We start from the raw sequence: 17,966 nt of genomic DNA on the forward strand, positions 1-17,966 counted from the left end.
TCTTATAAATATTGAATATTTAAACAAAAACAATTATGAAACAGAGAAAAGTTTTAGTAGGTATCGCTATTGCCATTTTCATTATATTATTATTGTATTGGTTATTGGTAGCAGAGGATATGAAACCCTGGTTGTCGGCTATGGTTCCTTCCGTGGCACAACAATTCTTTGCTTGATTCTGACAGGCTTCGGATAAATCATGTATCTTTGCAAGGATAGTGACTAATAACCAAAATAATAACAATAGACTAAGATATGGAAAATTTTATTTTTCAAAATCCCGTGAAACTAATCATGGGAAAAGGGATGATTGCCCGGCTGGCTAAAGAAATACCGTCCGACAAACGTATTATGATTACTTTTGGCGGCGGAAGCGTGAAGAAAAATGGAGTGTACGATCAGGTAAAGGAAGCATTGAAGGACCATTTTACGGTAGAATTCTGGGGAATCGAACCCAATCCAGCCATCGAAACTCTCCGTAAAGCGATTGCTTTGGGAAAAGAAGAGAAAGTGGACTATTTGCTGGCTGTTGGCGGCGGTTCTGTTATTGACGGTACGAAATTGATTTCCGCAGGAATCCTGTATGATGGTGATGCCTGGGATTTAGTACTTGCCGGACGCCCGGTAACTCATACTGTACCTCTTTCCACTGTATTGACTTTGCCTGCTACCGGTTCGGAAATGAATAACGGAGCAGTTATTTCCCGTCGCGAAACGAAAGAGAAATATCCTTTTTATGCCAACTATCCAATCTTCTCTATTCTTGATCCGGAAGTAACTTTTACCTTGCCACCTCATCAGGTAGCTTGTGGATTGGCTGATACCTATGTTCATGTGATGGAGCAATATATGACTACTTCCGGACAGAGTCGCGTTATGGACCGTTGGGCGGAAGGTATTCTACAAACTCTGGTGGAGATTGCTCCGAAAATTCGTGAAAACCAGCATGATTATCAACTGATGGCTGATTTTATGCTTTCGGCTACAATGGCATTGAATGGATTTATTGCTATGGGAGTGTCTCAAGACTGGGCTACTCACATGATCGGGCATGAAATTACTGCTTTGCACGGATTGACACATGGCCATACGTTAGCCATTGTTCTTCCTGCCACGTTGCAAGTGCTTCATGAAGAAAAAGGGGATAAGCTTTTGCAGTATGGTGAAAGAGTTTGGGGAATTACTTCCGGTACAAGAGAAGAGCGGATTGATGAAGCAATTTGCCGTACCGAAGAATTTTTCCGTTCACTGGGACTGACTACACGTTTGCATGAAGAGAACATCGGACAGGAAACTATTCTGGAAATCGAACGCCGCTTCAATGAACGTGGTGCTAAATATGGTGAGAATGGAAATGTAACAGGTGCTGTTGCTCGCAGGATATTAGAGGTTGCACTTTAAGCATACCTAGTTTGTTTTAATGACACTGGAGTATTTTCTATTTTTGTTCACCTAAATAAGTTTTGATAGAGTCAAAATAAAACAATCATTTAATTACGTATGCTAATAACCATTATTATTCTCGTTCTTTCGGCTGTCTTTTTCGTGAATGGCAAGGTTCGTTCGGATATTGTGGCACTATGTGCGCTGATAGCTTTACTTGTTTTTCAGATATTAACTCCTGACGAGGCACTCTCCGGTTTTTCCAATTCGGTAGTCATTATGATGATCGGATTGTTTGTAGTAGGAGGGGCTATTTTCCAAACGGGACTGGCAAAAATGATTAGTTCACGAATACTTAAACTTGCGGGAACCAGTGAGATCCGGTTGTTTCTATTGGTGATGTTGGTGACTTCTGCCATTGGTGCATTTGTCAGTAACACAGGTACGGTGGCATTGATGCTTCCTATTGTTGTTAGTCTGGCGATGAGTGCCGACATGAATCCTAGCAGGCTGTTGATGCCGTTGGCTTTTGCAAGTAGTATGGGAGGTATGATGACTCTGATTGGTACTCCGCCGAACCTTGTGATACAGAATACGTTGACTTCTGCCGGACTTGAGCCGCTTTCTTTCTTCTCTTTCCTACCTGTCGGCATTGTCTGTGTAATTGTCGGTACACTGGTTCTGATGCCGCTTAGTAAATGGTTTCTTTCTAAAAAAGGCCAGAAAGATGATAATAAACGTTCGGGCAAGTCATTGAAACAGTTGGTTAATGAATATGGACTCTCCAGTAACTTGTTTCGTTTACAGGTGATAAAAGATTCAAGGCTTTTGGGGAAGACAATAATCGATCTGGATATTCGTCGTAAATATGGTCTGAATATTATGGAAGTTCGTCGTGGTGATGCATCGCAACATCGTTTTCTGAAAACGATTACTCAAAAGTTTGCTGCACCGGACACGATGTTAGAAGTAGAGGATATTTTGTATGTGACTGGAGACTTTGATAAGGTGCAACTCTTTGCGGAAGATTACCTGTTGGAGATTTTGGGCGACCATGCAACGGAAGAAACAAAAAGTACGACTAATTCGCTTGATTTTTATGATATCGGTATTGCTGAAATAGTATTGATGCCATCTTCTAATTTGATAAACCAGACAATTAAAGAAGCTGGTTTCCGTGATAAGTTTAATGTAAACGTATTGGGGATTCGTCGTAAAAAGGAATATTTATTGCAAGATTTGGGGAATGAGCGTATTCATAGTGGTGACGTGCTTTTGGTGCAAGGAACATGGAATAATATAGCCCGTCTTAGTAAGGAAGATGCTGATTGGGTTGTTTTGGGACAACCTTTGGCGGAAGCGGCTAAAGTTACGTTAGATTATAAAGCTCCGGTAGCAGCTGCTATTATGGTGTTAATGGTGGCAATGATGGTTTTTGATTTCATTCCGGTAGCTCCGGTTACAGCCGTTATGATAGCGGGTATATTGATGGTGCTTACGGGATGTTTCCGCAATGTAGAGGCGGCTTATAAAACGATCAACTGGGAAAGTATTGTATTGATTGCTGCCATGCTTCCTATGTCTCTGGCATTGGAGAAAACGGGAGCTTCGGAATATATTTCCAATACATTGGTGAACGGCTTGGGATCATACGGACCGATTGCATTGATGGCAGGTATTTATTTTACGACTTCGTTGATGACGATGTTTATTAGTAATACGGCTACCGCTGTTTTGCTTGCTCCGATTGCTTTGCAAAGTGCCATACAGATTGGAGTCAGTCCGGTTCCTTTCTTGTTTGCCGTGACGGTAGGTGCAAGTATGTGTTTTGCTTCTCCGTTTTCTACACCGCCTAATGCCTTGGTGATGCCTGCCGGACAATATACCTTTATGGATTATGTAAAAGTAGGATTGCCGTTGCAGATTATTATGGGAATCGTGATGATTTTTGTATTGCCATTGATTTTCCCCTTTTAGTCTTTGATTTTTATTTTGTCAATGGGGGAGATGAAAGAAATAGAGATTTGTAGCGCTGAATCTTTGTCTTTTTATGAAGAGTTGCATATTTCCATGCAACTCTTTTTTTTTGCTGTATACTATTGAATAAATAGTATTAAAATTTTTATATTCAACGATATAACTAACTGTCTTCTAATATAAATAATTAGAGTGAGGCGCTTTAAAAGATGTTAACTGCAAATCGGAAAATGCAATGTAATCTGTATAATGTTTATAAATACAATTATCTTTGTGCGTTCATTGCTGATTATTGATTAGTAGTGATTTATGTTTTTCGCAAATAAAACAAACTAAAGCATTAAAAGATTATGAAACAGAACATTGCAAAAGTATTCACTTTCTCGTTGTTGGCGTCTTCCATCAGTTTTATCAGTTGTGTTGATAATGAGAAAAATCTGTTTGATGCAGATCAACTGAAGCAAATTTACGAAGAAACTTTTCCTGTAAAAAACATCGATCCTGATGGTGATTGGACAGTGTCACGAAGTGTGACAGCGCATGTGTCAGTTAATGGAGATCAGGGAGTAGATTATAAGATACAAATATTTGATGCCGATCCATTAAGTCCGGGAAGTACAGCAAAACTCTTAGCGGAAGGAACTGTCAATCAAAGTACGACTTTGAATGTGGTGATGGATTGTGCAACAGCGCTTGATAAGGTGTTTGTTGCACGCATAGATGAGCACAAACGCTATCTGGTTCAACCGGCAGCGATTGAAAATGGCACAGTGACAGCGCATTTTGGAGACAAAGGTACACCAACACGTTCTATGTCACGAGCTGTGGCGACTAGTATACCTGTTATGGAGGCTCCTTATACAACAGAGTTTATTAGTGATAAAAAAATGACGGCTACTGAAGTTAAAAACGGTTGGGATTTGGGGGCAGGTTTCGGATGGTTTGAGTATGCTAATTTGCCTGTATTCAAGGAACAAAAACGTTGGTTTAAGATTCCGGATGGTACTTTTAATGGTGGATTTACCACTTCTGGTGTCAGTGGTGGAGCCCAAGCTGTGAAAGTAATTGTTCCTCAAGGAAGCACATGGGTTATAGAAAATAGTAATCAATTTTCTAATATCACAGAAATTATAGTTGAGAATGGTGGAAAGATAGAGGTCGTTAAAAATGGGAGCCTGGTATTAACTCAAGCTTCTTATATAACTGTGATGCAGGGAGGAAGTATTGTAGGCGACAGAGGTATTCAGATAACAAATAGTTCGGCCGGGCGTACGAACTATAATGCCGGTACGATTGATTGTGACTTTTTGAAAATTGATGGAGGTGGAAGTGGAGTTGATTTTGTGAATTATGGAACACTTGAACTGAATTCTTATAATGCTTCTACCAATGGTACCACATTGATAAATCATGGAACGATTGAAGTTGAAAATATAGATGGTAACAACAATACTAATATTAAAAACGGTTGTTATCTGAAGGCAGGAAAATTACAGTTTGGTACACTTGTTATGGGAAATACTTCCGAAGCTATTTGCAAAGAATTGACGGGTAATGGAAATGATAATAATATCGTGATGGAAGCGCAATCCATGTTGACTTGTACGGGCAAAGCTAATTTATTCAGAACAGTTACCGGTCCGACACAAGGAACTGCCTTATTAAGAATTCACACAATAGACAATACTGCCGGTTTGGCTCAATCTACTTCTAAAGTAACTAATAATATCATTTGTGAGATAACAGATCAAACATATAAAGGCGAAGCACACTATGACTGGTCTCCTTTTGCATGGTTAGTAAATAAAGGATTGCAGCAAGGTGCTACCTATTGTAACCCGGGTAAAGCAGAATTTATACTTCCTGCTGACGGTGACTGTATTAAAGAAGGATATAACTCTGATGAAGAACCGGATAATGTAGAGATCCGATATGCGGTTTATTCTTATGCTTTCGAAGATAACTATCCGAAAGCAGGCGATTACGATTTCAATGATATTGTGTTGAATGTAACTTTGCCTGCAGCCGGTAATGACGTGAAAGAACTGAAATATAAAATCGACCTTCGGGCGGTTGGTGCCGTGAAACAATTAGGTGCTGGTTTGAGAATACGAGGAATAGACAAAAATAATGTAGAAGAGGTAAATTTTGGTGCAGGTGCCGCTCAACGTACTGGCTCATTAAATTCCGGAATATTTGAAAATGCATCTTATGAAACGAATGGTAATGAACTTGTGATTCCTTTGTTTGGAGACGCACATTATATATATGGATATACAGGAACACAACGTCCCATGTTGAATACAGGGAATGCTAGTACCCCTCTGACCGATATATACACTCTTGAAGTGAACGTCAAACTTAAGAATGCAATATCTGTCCCTAGTGTGACAGATGATTTAGACTTCTTCATTGCTTATCAGGGGATAGGTCAAAAGAGAACGGAAATCCATTTGACTCATTTTAATTCGTCTACGGCGAATGGGCAATTGGCAGATAATGAAGTGCTCGAAGTAATCAAGGCAGTTAATAATACTTGGGCTCTTTGCGTTCCTGATAAATTTGCTTATCCAACAGAAACAACAGTGATAACGAATGCATATTCTAAATTTGCAGATTGGGCACACGATCAGAGCTCAACCACAGATTGGTATAAGACTGTTAGTAGTGACAAGGTGGTTCAGTACTAAACTTTTCGTCATCTCTATACTTTTTACATAAAGTTTTAGAATCCCTGATTATACTGACGATTGTTTGTGTAATCAGGGATTTTGCTATCTCACATGTTTTGTTATTTCTCTCTGTTAGCAAGCAAAAACCTTTAAAATGCTGAAAATTTTGCTTGTTTTGTACAAAAGCACCGTGTTTTTATCGGAAAAGCATCGTTATATTTGTGAAAAACATAAGGATAAAGTAAGCAAAAGATGCGGATAATGTCACCAAAAGCTATGGATAGAGTAAGCAAACCATTGGGATAGTGTCGCTATGTCGTAAATATTGTTAGTATTTTCTACTTTCCTTCCATTGATTTTTCTATTTCGGTCTTTGATAATGATAAATAGAAAAGAATAAAAGGGAACTTTATTGGTATAGATAATCTCTCTTTTGGTGGTAAATGTTTTGATGATGTATCAAAAAGTGTATATATCGTGCCTGATTATAGAATAACGATTTGAGCAAATTCCTCTACAGTGGCAGAAACTCTTTATTACAATAAAAGGGAGGAAAGAAACGATTCCTGCTAGATTAAGAATTACAAAGTGTCAATGGTGACTTTTTGTAAACTATAGTTTTTATAAGATAGGTTTCATCAATTGTTAAGGCATTTTTTCTCTCTATCCCAATTATATATTTTAATGCTTTGTAACTATGAAGAGACAAAGAATAGTAGCTATGTTGAATAATAGTTGCTTGATGGCATAGCACGATAGAACTTCTATAATGTACAAATCAAGCGATTTAAGTTTATTCAACCTTAAATCGCTTTTCTCCGCATCACTACTATCTGATCGAATCGCTTTTGTGACGGAGTGCCAACTATAATTTCCTTTGGAGGGAATCGCTTATCGAACTCATTAGCAGCTGATTTATCGACCTGATATATTTCATCTTCTATGTAACGTCCTTTAGCGTTGGCTAAGGCATTATCATATAATTCATAAACATGAAGAGCTGTGGCATACATATTATCTTCGGTGCGAATCCCTAATGTTTCAGCAGGAATGAATCCTTGCCGGAGGTAATAATCCGGATCACCACAAAGTAAAATGGCACGAAATCCCATATCGAAAGCTCGTTCTTGGGTCAGCGCAATCATTTTTCTTCCAATACCTTTCTGTTGATATTCGGGAAGAACAGAAATGGGCCCCAGACTCAATACTTCATATTGGTTACCATCATCCGCCATGATAAATGATTTAAGGCAGACTACATTGCCGACAATCTTGCCATTAAGTTCTGCAACAATATCGAGTTCCGGTACAAACTTGGGATGGTTGCGCATGATATGAAGGAGATAATGTTCGTCACATCCCGGAGAAAAATGATTCCAAAAGGCTTCCCGTGTGACATTTTCGGTTTCATTATAATCCGAAGGTTGCTCAATTCTAAGTTTTATATCCATCTTATTTCAAATATATAGTTGCACAAATATAAAGAACAAAATTCGAATATTTATCTCTTTAAGGACGAATCTGTGCATTATAGCAAGATGAGACAAAAACTCCCGATACAAAGTTTGAATATACACTAGTATCAGGAGCTTTTTGTATTGATGCATCAAGATTGTAGAGAATTAAACCTTGTTCATCTTTTGCGTGTACAGACTATCGATGATACTGTCGAACAGTCCGATGGTAGGTACAATAATTCCGGTGGCTTTTATATGAGTAGCTATCTCAAGAAATATTTCAGCAGCAGGAATAATAACATCGGCCCGGTTCGGTTTCAACTTATATTGTTTGATACGCTGTTCAGTAGAGAGAGCTTTCAATGTTTCATATATATCTTGCAGTAATCTTTCTTATTTCACTTTGTTTCATACTGAAAGAGAACCGTCTAAATTTTCTGCAAAAATATCAATGCGAGATGTAATCGTCATAACGATATTATTACGAACTTATTACAAAGTTTATTTGTTATTTTTATATTTCAGTAGAAACACTTATATTCGCAAAAGTATTGGAACAGACTCGGTTAAAAAATATAGAATTTATGAAAACAATGAATTATTCCCTTATTCGCATTCTCTTCGCACTTGTGATTGGATTGGTACTCGTGATTTGGCCCAATGCGGCTGCCAGCTATATTGTTATTACGGTAGGTGTTGCCTTCTTGATTCCTGGTGTTATCAGCCTTTTTGGCTATTTCGGCCGGAAAAGACAGGAAGGTGAGGCGGCTCCCCGTTTCCCGATAGAAGGAATCGGCAGTTTATTATTTGGACTTTGGCTGATTGTGATGCCTGAATTCTTTGCAGATGTTCTGATGTTTCTATTGGGATTTATCCTGATAATGGGAGGAGTGCAACAGATTGCTTCTTTATCGATGGCACGTCGGTGGATGCCCGTTCCGGGAGCGTTTTATTTGGTTCCTTCATTGATTCTCATTGCGGGTATTATCGCTTTGTTTAATCCGACGGGAGCACGTAATACTGCATTTATAATTATTGGTGTGAGTAGTTTGGTTTATTCGCTTACCGAATTAATCAACTGGTTCAAGTTTGACCGTCGTCGTCCGAAGACTCCGGTGGTACATGACGATGATGATATTGAGGATGCAAAGATAATCGAATAAAAAAGAAGAGGACTGCTTCACAGCACCCCTCCCCGCAAACTTAAAACAACCAACAAAAGAAATAGATAATTTCATAACGGTGAACTGTGAGTGGTAAACGGTAAATGCGTTGCAGTGCAATTGGTTCACCGTTCACCATTTATCGTTCACCGTTCTTTTTCTCTATCTCACAAATAACAGTTCCCTGTATTTCGGAAGCGTCCACATCTGGTTGTCAACAATGAGTTCCAACTTATCGATGTGGTAGCGGATTTCTTCCAGTGCCGGAACGATCGTGTCGTGGTAGGCAATGGCCTTTTCCCGTTCGCTTTCTATCTTGTTCGCAACCTTACGAGCTTCAATCATTGCATCTACATGTTCCTTGATGAAGGCTGTGCGGTCGGCAATCTCTTCAATAAGTTCCAGGTTTTTAGCAGACAATTTCGCTGCCTTTTCTGCCGGGAAAAGAGATTGCATCTTATAGACATTATTAATTAAATCTGTTTGATATTGAGTGGCCACCGGAATGATATGGTTCATAGCCAAATCACCCAATACACGCGCCTCGATCTGAATCTTCTTCGTATACGTTTCCCATTTCACTTCGTTGCGGGCTTCCAGTTCTTTCTTTGTCATTACACCGGTAGCTTCGAACATGGCAATGGTTTCCGGCTTCAGGTAGTTATCGAAGATAACAGGAACACTGGTTTCGCAATCCAGTCCACGGCGGGCGGCTTCTTTCTTCCATTCGTCGCTGTAACCATTGCCGTCAAAATGAATCGCTTTACATTCCTTGATATATCCACGGATAATTTCGAGAATGGCAGACACTTTAGGTTCTCCTTTTTCAATCAAAGCATCCACATCTTTCTTAAACTTCACCAATTGGTCTGCTACGGCAGAGTTCAATGCAATCATGGCAGACGCACAGTTTGCCTCGGAACCTACGGCACGGAACTCAAAACGGTTTCCGGTGAAAGCAAAAGGAGAGGTACGGTTACGGTCAGTATTATCAATCAATAATTCTGGAATCTGCGGAATATCCAACTTCATTCCCTGTTTGCCGCTAAGACTAATCAAATCATCTTTCGTACTGTTTTCAATGTGATCCAATACCTGCGACAATTGCTTCCCTAGGAAAGAGGAGATGATGGCAGGAGGTGCCTCATTAGCTCCCAGACGATGGGCGTTGGTAGCGCTGGAGATAGAAGCTTTCAACAATCCGTTATGATGATAAACTGCCATCAATGTGTTTACGACGAAGGTAACAAAACGCAGGTTATCTTCCGGAGTCTTACCCGGTGCCATTAATAAAATGCCCGTGTCAGTTCCCAAAGACCAGTTGTTGTGTTTACCCGATCCGTTGACGCCCTTAAAAGGTTTTTCATGAAGCAGTACGCGGAAACCATGACGGCGACTTACCTTACGCATCAATGACATAATCAGCAAGTTATGGTCGTTAGCAAGATTACACTCTTCAAAGATGGGGGCTAACTCGAACTGGTTCGGGGCAACCTCGTTGTGACGGGTCTTAACAGGAATACCCAGCTTTAACGCTTCAATTTCGAGGTCCTTCATGAAAGCGGCTACGCGGGTGGGGATAGCACCAAAGTAGTGGTCCTCCAACTGCTGGTTTTTGGCACTGTCATGTCCCATCAAAGTACGACCGGTCATTAGTAAGTCCGGACGTGCGGCATACAATCCTTCGTCTACTAGGAAGTATTCCTGTTCCCAGCCCAAGTAAGCAACTACTTTTTTCACTTCCGGGTTGAAGTAACGACATACGTCTACAGCAGCTTTATCTACAGCCCGCAATGCTTTCAGCAAGGGAGCTTTATAGTCGAGAGCTTCGCCGGTATATGCGATAAACACAGTTGGGATGCAAAGCGTATCATCTACAATGAAAGCAGGTGATGAGGGGTCCCATGCGCTGTAACCACGGGCTTCGAATGTGTTACGGATACCGCCATTCGGGAAAGAAGAAGCATCCGGTTCCTGTTGTACAAGCAGTTTACCAGTAAATTCTTCCATCATACCGCCTTTGCCATCATGTTCAACGAAAGCATCATGTTTTTCAGCTGTGCCTTCGGTCAGCGGTGCGAACCAGTGCGTATAATGAGTAACACCCATTTCGATGGCCCATTTCTTCATGCCGGCAGCTACTTCGTCGGCAATACTGCGATCTAGCGGAGCACCGTTGTCAATGGCGTCAATCAGTGCATTGTATACCTTGCTGGGAAGGTATTTGAACATCTTCTCCTTGTTGAATACATACTTGGCGAAATACTCCGAAGGACGTTCGGCAGGTGTTGCTACCTCAACAGCTTTCTTTTTGAAAGCTGTCTCTACTACTCTGAATCTAAGTTTTGACATAATACCTGATTTGATTTGTTGTTAAATATGTTAGAGTAAATAATTACTTTGTTATGTGGTTCCCGGAAAGGCGATCAAACCTGTCCGGAAGTTTTTTCTGTGATTAGCGGGGTAGTGATTAGTAGTAAGTTGTGCGTAGCTGTCTTTCACTAATCACTAAACCGTTCATCACTAAATTAGTTGTAAGCCGATTCTCCGTGTTCGTAAATATCAAGACCTTCTTCTTCGATACGTGCCGGAACGCGAAGTCCGTGAATCTTATCAAGCGTTTTGAAAATGATGAATCCCATGCCTGCTGCCCATGCACCTACTACCAATGCTCCAAATATTTGTGCACCGAGGAACCCGAAACCGTAGCCATAGAATAAACCTTCACTGGTGGAGAACAAACCTGTAAGAATAGTTCCTAAAAAGCCACAAACACCATGTACAGAAGATGCACCTACCGGATCGTCTATCTTTAACACCTTGTCAATGAAGTCAACGGAGAATATCATTACGACACCACATATTGCACCTATTAAGGCTGCTCCTGCAGGAGATACTGCGTCACATCCTGCTGTGATGCCTACCAACCCTGCCAAGATACCATTCAGTGTCAATGACAGGGAAGGTTTTCCATATTTCATCCAGCTCACCAACAGAGCGAAGAAACCACCGGCACAAGCAGCCAGATTCGTTGTCAGGAATACGTGGGAGATGGCGATAGCATCGGCTTCGGTTGCTGCTGCCAATTGAGAACCGGGGTTGAACCCGAACCATCCGAACCAAAGAATGAATACGCCTAGTGCAGCAATAGTCAGGCTATGGCCTGGGATAGCTTTTGATTTGCCGTCTTTACCATATTTACCGATACGGGGGCCAAGAATGGCGGCACCTACCAAAGCAATCCATCCACCTACAGAGTGAACGACCGTAGAACCGGCAAAGTCATGGAAGGTGGTTCCGAAGAGACTCATCATGAAAGAACCTTCTTCACCGTTCATCAACCAGCCTCCGCCCCATGTCCAGTGACCGGATATCGGATAAATCAGTACACTGATAAAGATGGTGTAGACGATATACATAGAGAATTTTGTACGTTCTGCCATGGCTCCTGATACAATTGTAGCTGCTGTCGCACAGAATACGGTTTGGAATATGAGGAATCCTTCGGTTGGCAAACCATTATCAATGAAAGAAAGGTCGAAGAAATGAGGCATTCCGATGAATCCGCCTGCGCCGAACATCAATCCGAAACCGATAAACCAGTATAGTAAAGAGCCGAACATGAAATCTACAAAGTTCTTCATCAGAATGTTGGCAGTATTTTTCACTCTGGTAAAACCTGCTTCTACTAATGCAAATCCCGGCTGCATGAAGAATACGAGCATTGCTGCAAGCAACATCCATACAGTATTCAATCCAAGAGCTAATTCACCAAGCGTATCGGGAGCTGCTGATGCTTCTTCGGCAGGAGCGGTAACGACTTCGGTAATTGTTTCTGTAACTGCTGCAACTGTATCGGCAGCGGCCGTGTTTTGTGCCGACATATCAGTAGTAAAACAGCACAAAATGAATATAGTAGTGGCTATCCACAGCTTTACGAAGCTATGGCTTTTATATTTTGTATCCATAATAGTATAATCTTATTTAACGTTCTTGTTCTGCATTGTAGAGGGCTATGTCACCACGTTCGGCAGTGCGTATGCGGATAGCGTCTTCGATAGGAATGACGAAAATACGTCCGTCACCGATTTCTCCGGTCTGTGCAGCTTTGATGATAGCCTGCACTGTTTTCTCGGTATTCTTGTCGCGCACGACAATAGAGATCAAAATTCGTTCAATGGTGCTGGTGTCATAAACTACGCCACGGTAGATACGTCCTTGCCGTGCTTTTCCAATACCTCTTACATCGTAATAAGAGAACCATTCGATGTCCGCTTCGAGTAGGGCGTCTTTTACGTCCTCGAATTTGGTTTTACGGATAATAGCTTCAATCTTTTTCATATACCTTAAATATTAGTGTGTCCTGTAAAAGAAAGAGGTATAGGGTAGCGGCAGCCATAGCAGGTTACCATACAACAAACCGATAAAATCTAAACTCTAACTACCTTTTCTAATCCCTATACGCTCTTTGTATTGTAAATTCTCTCTCTTAAAAACTTAGTCCGAAAGCAAAGTAGGCTCCTTCAGTGCGAGGGTTCACTGTTACTTTGGCAAATGTCGGTACGGAGAAGGAATCTGTGATTTTAATCTCCTTGGATGCTCCGAGACTGATGTCTGTTACGCAGAATCCACTGGTATAGCCATTATAAAAAGTCGTTTCCCAGGGAACCATACCTAAATCTACTGTCCAGTCGAGACCTCCCAATTTGAAAGGTGCGCTAAGTGCGAGGTAAGAAGAATAAGCTCTTTTGCCGTTTTCTTTCACACCGTCGGCACCTGCAAAGTTTGTGTACCAGTTGACGGCTAGCGGACCGAAATCATATCCCACTTGTGCTTCAAATACATGTGCTGTAGAATAGGCCCCATATTGGAAATATTTATTGGTTGTATAGATCTCCTTTCCGTATTCATCTACATCCCCTGTATATGTTTTATCAAACCAATAATCCGTTATTGAAACACTAAATCCACCAATTGAATAACCGAGAGTTAAATCAAACTCTTTTGCATCTTTGGATTCAATTCCTACTGATCCCCATGCTCCGAGTGATAAACCTTTGTAAGAGATTCCCAGTGAAGGCTGGACGCTAATTCCGCCTAAATTCTGACCGCGCCAGATGTAACCACTTACCAAATCTGCCCCAATGGAAGCTTCTACCTTATCTTGTGCCATCATTGTAGACGGGACAAGTCCTGACAGTAATAATGCTACTGTTATTACCCCCAATTTGCTGTTAATCGTCGTTTTCATCGTCTTTTTACCTTTAAAAGTTAGAAAAATGTGGATGTACGGTCCATTTGTTATATAGTAGCGCGCAAAATACTATCGTTTTTTATAGATAACTGATTGTGGATAACTGATCCTGCAGGAATGATGATGTTCGTTTAATGGGGGCATGTTGAACTTTCTATTTCCCGCTATCCATTATTCATTCAATCAGAGCCAGTTTTTTATTCTTCTCATCGCTTCGATACAGTCGTTGCGTTCGCCGAACGCAGTTAAACGGATATACCCTTCACCGCTTGGCCCGAAACCTACACCGGGAGTACCGACCACATTGGCTTCATACAACATCTGTTCGAAGAATCGCCATGAAGAAAGTCCGTTCGGAGTTTTCACCCACAAGTAGGGAGCGTTGACGCCGCCGTATACTTTCAGTCCTGTGGCTTCCAAGCCTTCCTTCATGATTTTTGCGTTGGTCATATAATAGTCGATTGTTTTCTTAATCTGTGCCTTGCCTTCTGCACTGTAAACGGCTTCTGCTGCCCGTTGGGTAATATAAGAAGTGCCGTTAAACTTAGTACACTGGCGACGGTTCCATAATCTGTTGAGTGGTATGCGATCACCTTCCAGAGTGGCGGCAGTGAGTTCTTTTGGTACTACGGTATATCCGCAGCGTACTCCTGTAAATCCTGCCGTTTTTGAAAAACTACGGAATTCAATCGCGCACTTTTTAGCTCCTTTAATCTCATAGATAGAGTGGGGGACATTCTCGTCCTGGATATATGCCTCGTAAGCGGCATCGAACAGAATCAGTGTATCGTTTGCCAAGGCATAGTCCACCCACTTTTTCAGTTCCGGTTTGGTTAAGGTGGTCCCTGTCGGGTTGTTCGGATAACAGAGATAAACGATGTCTATCCGTTTGTCCGGAATTTCCGGGATAAAGTTGTTCTCACTTGTGCAAGGCATATAAGTAACGTTGCTCCATTTACCCGTTTCTTCTTCCAGTACTCCGGCGCGTCCGCACATAACGTTACTGTCTATGTAAACCGGATAAATAGGATCTGTAACACCTACACTATTGTCGTGGCGAAGAATATCACCTATATTTCCGGTATCGCTTTTAGCACCGTCACTGACAAAAATCTCGGATGTCGAGAAATGAATCCCGCGTGGAGCGAAATCGTTCTTTATGATTACTTCAATCAGAAAATCATATCCCTGTTCAGGACCATATCCGCGGAATGTATCTTTGCCGGCCAGTTCTTCTACCGCTTTATGCATTGCTTCTATACAGGCTGGAGGAAGTGGCTGCGTGACGTCGCCGATACCTAGCCGGATGATGTCCTGTTTGGGATGCGTTATCCTGAAAGTATTTACCTTTTTTGCTATATCCGAGAATAAATAACTTCCCGGTAATTTTAAAAAATGCTCGTTTACTAATGCCATATTGTTATTGTTTTAAGTTTCTATTACTATTCATTCTCAACTCTCCATTCTCAACTCTCAACTTCTTCAACAATTTCCCCATCGAAAACCTTGGTTGCCGGTCCGGTCATTAATATATGTCCGGAGGTTTCATCCCATTCGACGGTAACTGTCCCTCCATCCATTATCACATCACTTTTTCTTCCTGCAAGTCCGTTGATGAAGGCGGCTACTGCTGTGGCGCAGGCACCTGTTCCGCAAGCTTGAGTAATTCCCGATCCTCTTTCCCATACTCTCATCCGTATGGTGTCTTTACCGACGATCTGTGCAAACTCTACATTCGTTCTGTCGGGAAAGAGAGGATGATTCTCCAGTTCAGGACCGATTTCCGGCAGATTAATTCGGGTAATGTCATCAATAAATGTGACAAGATGAGGATTACCCATTGATACTTTAGTAGATTGGAAAGGATATTTCTTTCCCCAATCAATCTCTCCTGTTTCTTGCGGACTGCCCATATCTACGGTGACTGTACTGACTGTTTTTCCCTCTACCTGCAATTTCAGAATTTTAATTCCCGATAGTGTATCCAAAGTTATTTCTGTTTTATCAGTCAATCCGTATTCATATACATATTTGCCTACGCAGCGGCTACCATTGCCACACATCATTGCTTCCGAACCGTCGGCATTGAAAATACGCATACTGAAATCCGCTTTATCAGAGACACCAATCAATATAAGTCCATCGCTTCCGATTCCTGTATGAAACTTGCTCCATTCGATCGCTTTCTTTTCAGGGTCTGCTATCGGATATCTGGTCGTGTCTACATATATGTAGTCATTTCCTGCTCCATGCATTTTAGTGAACTTAATTCTTGTTGTCATTTTGATTGGTATTTGTTGATTGTTATATCCTTTTGTTTTATTACGATGCAAAGATATGACTTTTTGCTTTATATTTTATTGAAAAGTATGTCTAATCTCTATTAATTTTCTGTGAACTTATAATTGCCTTTCATACGGCTATGTTTAGTTATAATTTGGAATTATATATATTCATATATTAATAAACTGTTATTTGAACGAATTGCTTTGTATATTCTTTCATAATATATGAAGAATATTTAGTCCTGATAATCCATAAAACCAGTTATAAAAACAAGAAATATATTCTTTTTCTTTTGACGATATGAAAGTGAAAATCCTTATTTCTCTATCATATTGTTCGCGGTGTGTTTTGAAGAACCTTTTTCTGTATTCATTGTTTTAGCACTATCATTAATATAAAAACGTAGCGATATGAATATAGAGAAACAATTAGAAACAGCAGTTAAAACCAACCATTTGGTGTTGGTGGTGTTCTATGCCGATTGGTCCCCTCATTATGAGTGGATAGGGCCTGTGCTTCGAACTTACGAAAAGAGAACTGTGGAATTGATTAGAGTGAATGCAGAAGAGAATAGAACAATTGCCGATGCGCATAATGTAGAAACAGTACCGGCTTTCCTTCTATTGCATAAGGGGCATGAATTATGGAGGCAGGTAGGAGAGCTTACGGTAGAAGAGTTGAAAGAGGTATTAGATGATTTCCAGTAAATCGTTTGTAATCTTTTATTGGCATATATGAAAATGACCTTTTCTTTTTCAGATGAAAAAATGGGTGTTCTTAATGTGTTGATATTTAGTTTGTTATGAAAGCTCATTTTTCCTTTAAAAGAAACGGGTGGTTCCTTTTAAAGGAACCACCCGTTCGACACCGAGAAACATCCTGTTTCTTTTAAAGGAACGAGCTGTTTCTTTAAAGATGGATATTAAAAAGTTTACTTTGTAATGATTTTATCTTATTGAAGCTTTTTAAGTTCTTCTTGTAAGATGACCGGTTCGTTAGTGGTGATGAAATCTACCTTTTGTTCGATCAGCGATTTCATATCTTCCACTTCGTCCACAGTCCATACGTTAACTTTCAAGCCGAGGTCGTGAGCTTCTTTGATCCATTCGGGGTGTTTCTTGATCACTCCCATGTGATAGTCCAGACCGGCAGCGCCAAGTTCTTTCAACTCTTTGGGAGTCAATTCTCCGTTAAGGTAATATACCGGAGTACCGGCAGGAGCCAGACGGATAAACTCTTTCATGGCATGTAGAGAGAACGTGATATATTCCATACGGTTTTCCAGTCCCATTTTCTTTACCATGGCAACGATTCCTTGTACCGCTTTAGTCTCGCGTTTCTTGTTGCTATGCGCTTTCAGTTCGAGAATCAATTGGGTTTTACAGTTTTTTCCGGTTTCCAGATACTGTTCCAGGCTGGGTAAGTTTTCTCCGTTGGATAATTTAAGTCCGGTCAGCGCATCACCTTTGGAATATTCCATCGGCCTCATCTTATATACGGGATCATGGTTAACCACCAACTTGTTATCCTTCGCAATCCATACGTCAAATTCTGAACCGTAACAACCGATGGAATCTGCTTTTAGAAGTGATGAAATACTGTTCTGCGATGATCCCGGAGTTTTCCAGAAACCACGGTGAGCTATTACTTTTGTCTGTGCCTGCATACAACAAGCAGCCATTAGAAGGGCAGAAGCCATCATCATTTTTTTTAAATTCATTTGTTTGGTCTTTTAAAAGTTTGATAGATTTAATTGGGTTTGGCCTCAAAATTA

Annotated in this window: 14 protein-coding genes and 1 pseudogene; 6 read left to right on the forward strand and 9 right to left on the reverse strand. The window is 40.8% G+C overall.

Annotation, left to right across the window (positions count from 1 at the left end; all coding sequences use genetic code 11):
* Positions 1-35 precede the first annotated feature (35 nt).
* The 4 genes from BACFIN_RS22980 (at position 36) to BACFIN_RS11620 (ending at position 6,050) form a co-directional block, all read left to right on the forward strand.
* Positions 36-176 carry a hypothetical protein gene (locus BACFIN_RS22980; RefSeq protein ID WP_004300101.1) on the forward strand — a complete coding sequence of 47 codons (141 nt, stop codon included), beginning with the start codon at positions 36-38 and terminating at the stop codon, positions 174-176.
* Between the two features lie 79 nt (positions 177-255).
* Positions 256-1,401: an iron-containing alcohol dehydrogenase gene (locus BACFIN_RS11630; RefSeq protein WP_007752217.1), complete on the forward strand. Its 1,146-nt coding sequence runs from the start codon at positions 256-258 to the stop codon at positions 1,399-1,401.
* Positions 1,402-1,500: 99 nt separating this feature from the next.
* Positions 1,501-3,360, forward strand: a complete 1,860-nt coding sequence (locus BACFIN_RS11625; protein WP_007752218.1) for an SLC13 family permease — start codon at positions 1,501-1,503, stop codon at positions 3,358-3,360.
* A gap of 350 nt (positions 3,361-3,710) precedes the next feature.
* The gene (locus tag BACFIN_RS11620; protein WP_007752221.1) at positions 3,711-6,050 is read left to right on the forward strand and encodes an LruC domain-containing protein; all 2,340 of its coding nucleotides are present in this window, start codon (positions 3,711-3,713) and stop codon (positions 6,048-6,050) included.
* 785 nt (positions 6,051-6,835) lie between these two features.
* Here the strand turns inward: BACFIN_RS11620 and BACFIN_RS11615 are convergent.
* Both BACFIN_RS11615 and BACFIN_RS11610 read right to left on the reverse strand, forming a co-directional pair.
* On the reverse strand, positions 6,836-7,483 hold the full coding sequence (locus tag BACFIN_RS11615; protein ID WP_007752224.1) for a GNAT family N-acetyltransferase: 648 nt from the start codon (positions 7,481-7,483) through the stop codon (positions 6,836-6,838).
* 171 nt (positions 7,484-7,654) lie between these two features.
* A pseudogene (locus tag BACFIN_RS11610) lies at positions 7,655-7,873 on the reverse strand (Ppx/GppA family phosphatase); the annotation flags it as partial.
* 200 nt (positions 7,874-8,073) lie between these two features.
* Between BACFIN_RS11610 and BACFIN_RS11605 the strand changes: the two are divergent.
* Entirely contained in the window at positions 8,074-8,652 is a 579-nt protein-coding gene (locus tag BACFIN_RS11605) for an HdeD family acid-resistance protein (RefSeq protein ID WP_007752230.1), read from the forward strand.
* Between the two features lie 162 nt (positions 8,653-8,814).
* Here the strand turns inward: BACFIN_RS11605 and BACFIN_RS11600 are convergent, their stop codons facing one another.
* The 6 genes from BACFIN_RS11600 to dapF all read right to left on the reverse strand — a co-directional run bounded on the left by BACFIN_RS11600 (position 8,815) and on the right by dapF (position 16,188).
* Positions 8,815-11,004 (reverse strand): glutamine synthetase III family protein, encoded by a 2,190-nt coding sequence (locus BACFIN_RS11600; protein WP_004315725.1) that lies wholly within the window; start codon positions 11,002-11,004, stop codon positions 8,815-8,817.
* Between the two features lie 176 nt (positions 11,005-11,180).
* Positions 11,181-12,620 (reverse strand): ammonium transporter, encoded by a 1,440-nt coding sequence (locus BACFIN_RS11595; protein WP_007752233.1) that lies wholly within the window; start codon positions 12,618-12,620, stop codon positions 11,181-11,183.
* Between the two features lie 16 nt (positions 12,621-12,636).
* Positions 12,637-12,993 (reverse strand): P-II family nitrogen regulator, encoded by a 357-nt coding sequence (locus tag BACFIN_RS11590; protein WP_004303701.1) that lies wholly within the window; start codon positions 12,991-12,993, stop codon positions 12,637-12,639.
* 148 nt (positions 12,994-13,141) lie between these two features.
* Positions 13,142-13,903: a hypothetical protein gene (locus BACFIN_RS11585; RefSeq protein ID WP_007752241.1), complete on the reverse strand. Its 762-nt coding sequence runs from the start codon at positions 13,901-13,903 to the stop codon at positions 13,142-13,144.
* Positions 13,904-14,089: 186 nt separating this feature from the next.
* Positions 14,090-15,322 carry an LL-diaminopimelate aminotransferase gene (locus BACFIN_RS11580; protein WP_007752253.1) on the reverse strand — a complete coding sequence of 411 codons (1,233 nt, stop codon included), beginning with the start codon at positions 15,320-15,322 and terminating at the stop codon, positions 14,090-14,092.
* A 50-nt stretch (positions 15,323-15,372) separates the two neighbouring features.
* Complete coding sequence (dapF, locus tag BACFIN_RS11575; protein WP_007752256.1) at positions 15,373-16,188, reverse strand: diaminopimelate epimerase; 816 nt, start codon at positions 16,186-16,188, stop codon at positions 15,373-15,375.
* Positions 16,189-16,602: 414 nt separating this feature from the next.
* Here dapF and BACFIN_RS11570 point away from each other — a divergent pair, with 414 nt between their 5' ends.
* Entirely contained in the window at positions 16,603-16,899 is a 297-nt protein-coding gene (locus tag BACFIN_RS11570) for a thioredoxin family protein (RefSeq protein ID WP_007752259.1), read from the forward strand.
* 245 nt (positions 16,900-17,144) lie between these two features.
* Here BACFIN_RS11570 and BACFIN_RS11565 read toward each other — a convergent pair whose 3' ends face one another.
* A complete protein-coding gene (locus tag BACFIN_RS11565) occupies positions 17,145-17,912 on the reverse strand; it encodes a glycerophosphodiester phosphodiesterase family protein (RefSeq protein ID WP_007752262.1) in 768 nt (255 codons plus the stop codon).
* Positions 17,913-17,966: the final 54 nt, after the last annotated feature.

This window comes from Bacteroides finegoldii DSM 17565 (assembly GCF_000156195.1).
Lineage (GTDB): Bacteria > Bacteroidota > Bacteroidia > Bacteroidales > Bacteroidaceae > Bacteroides > Bacteroides finegoldii.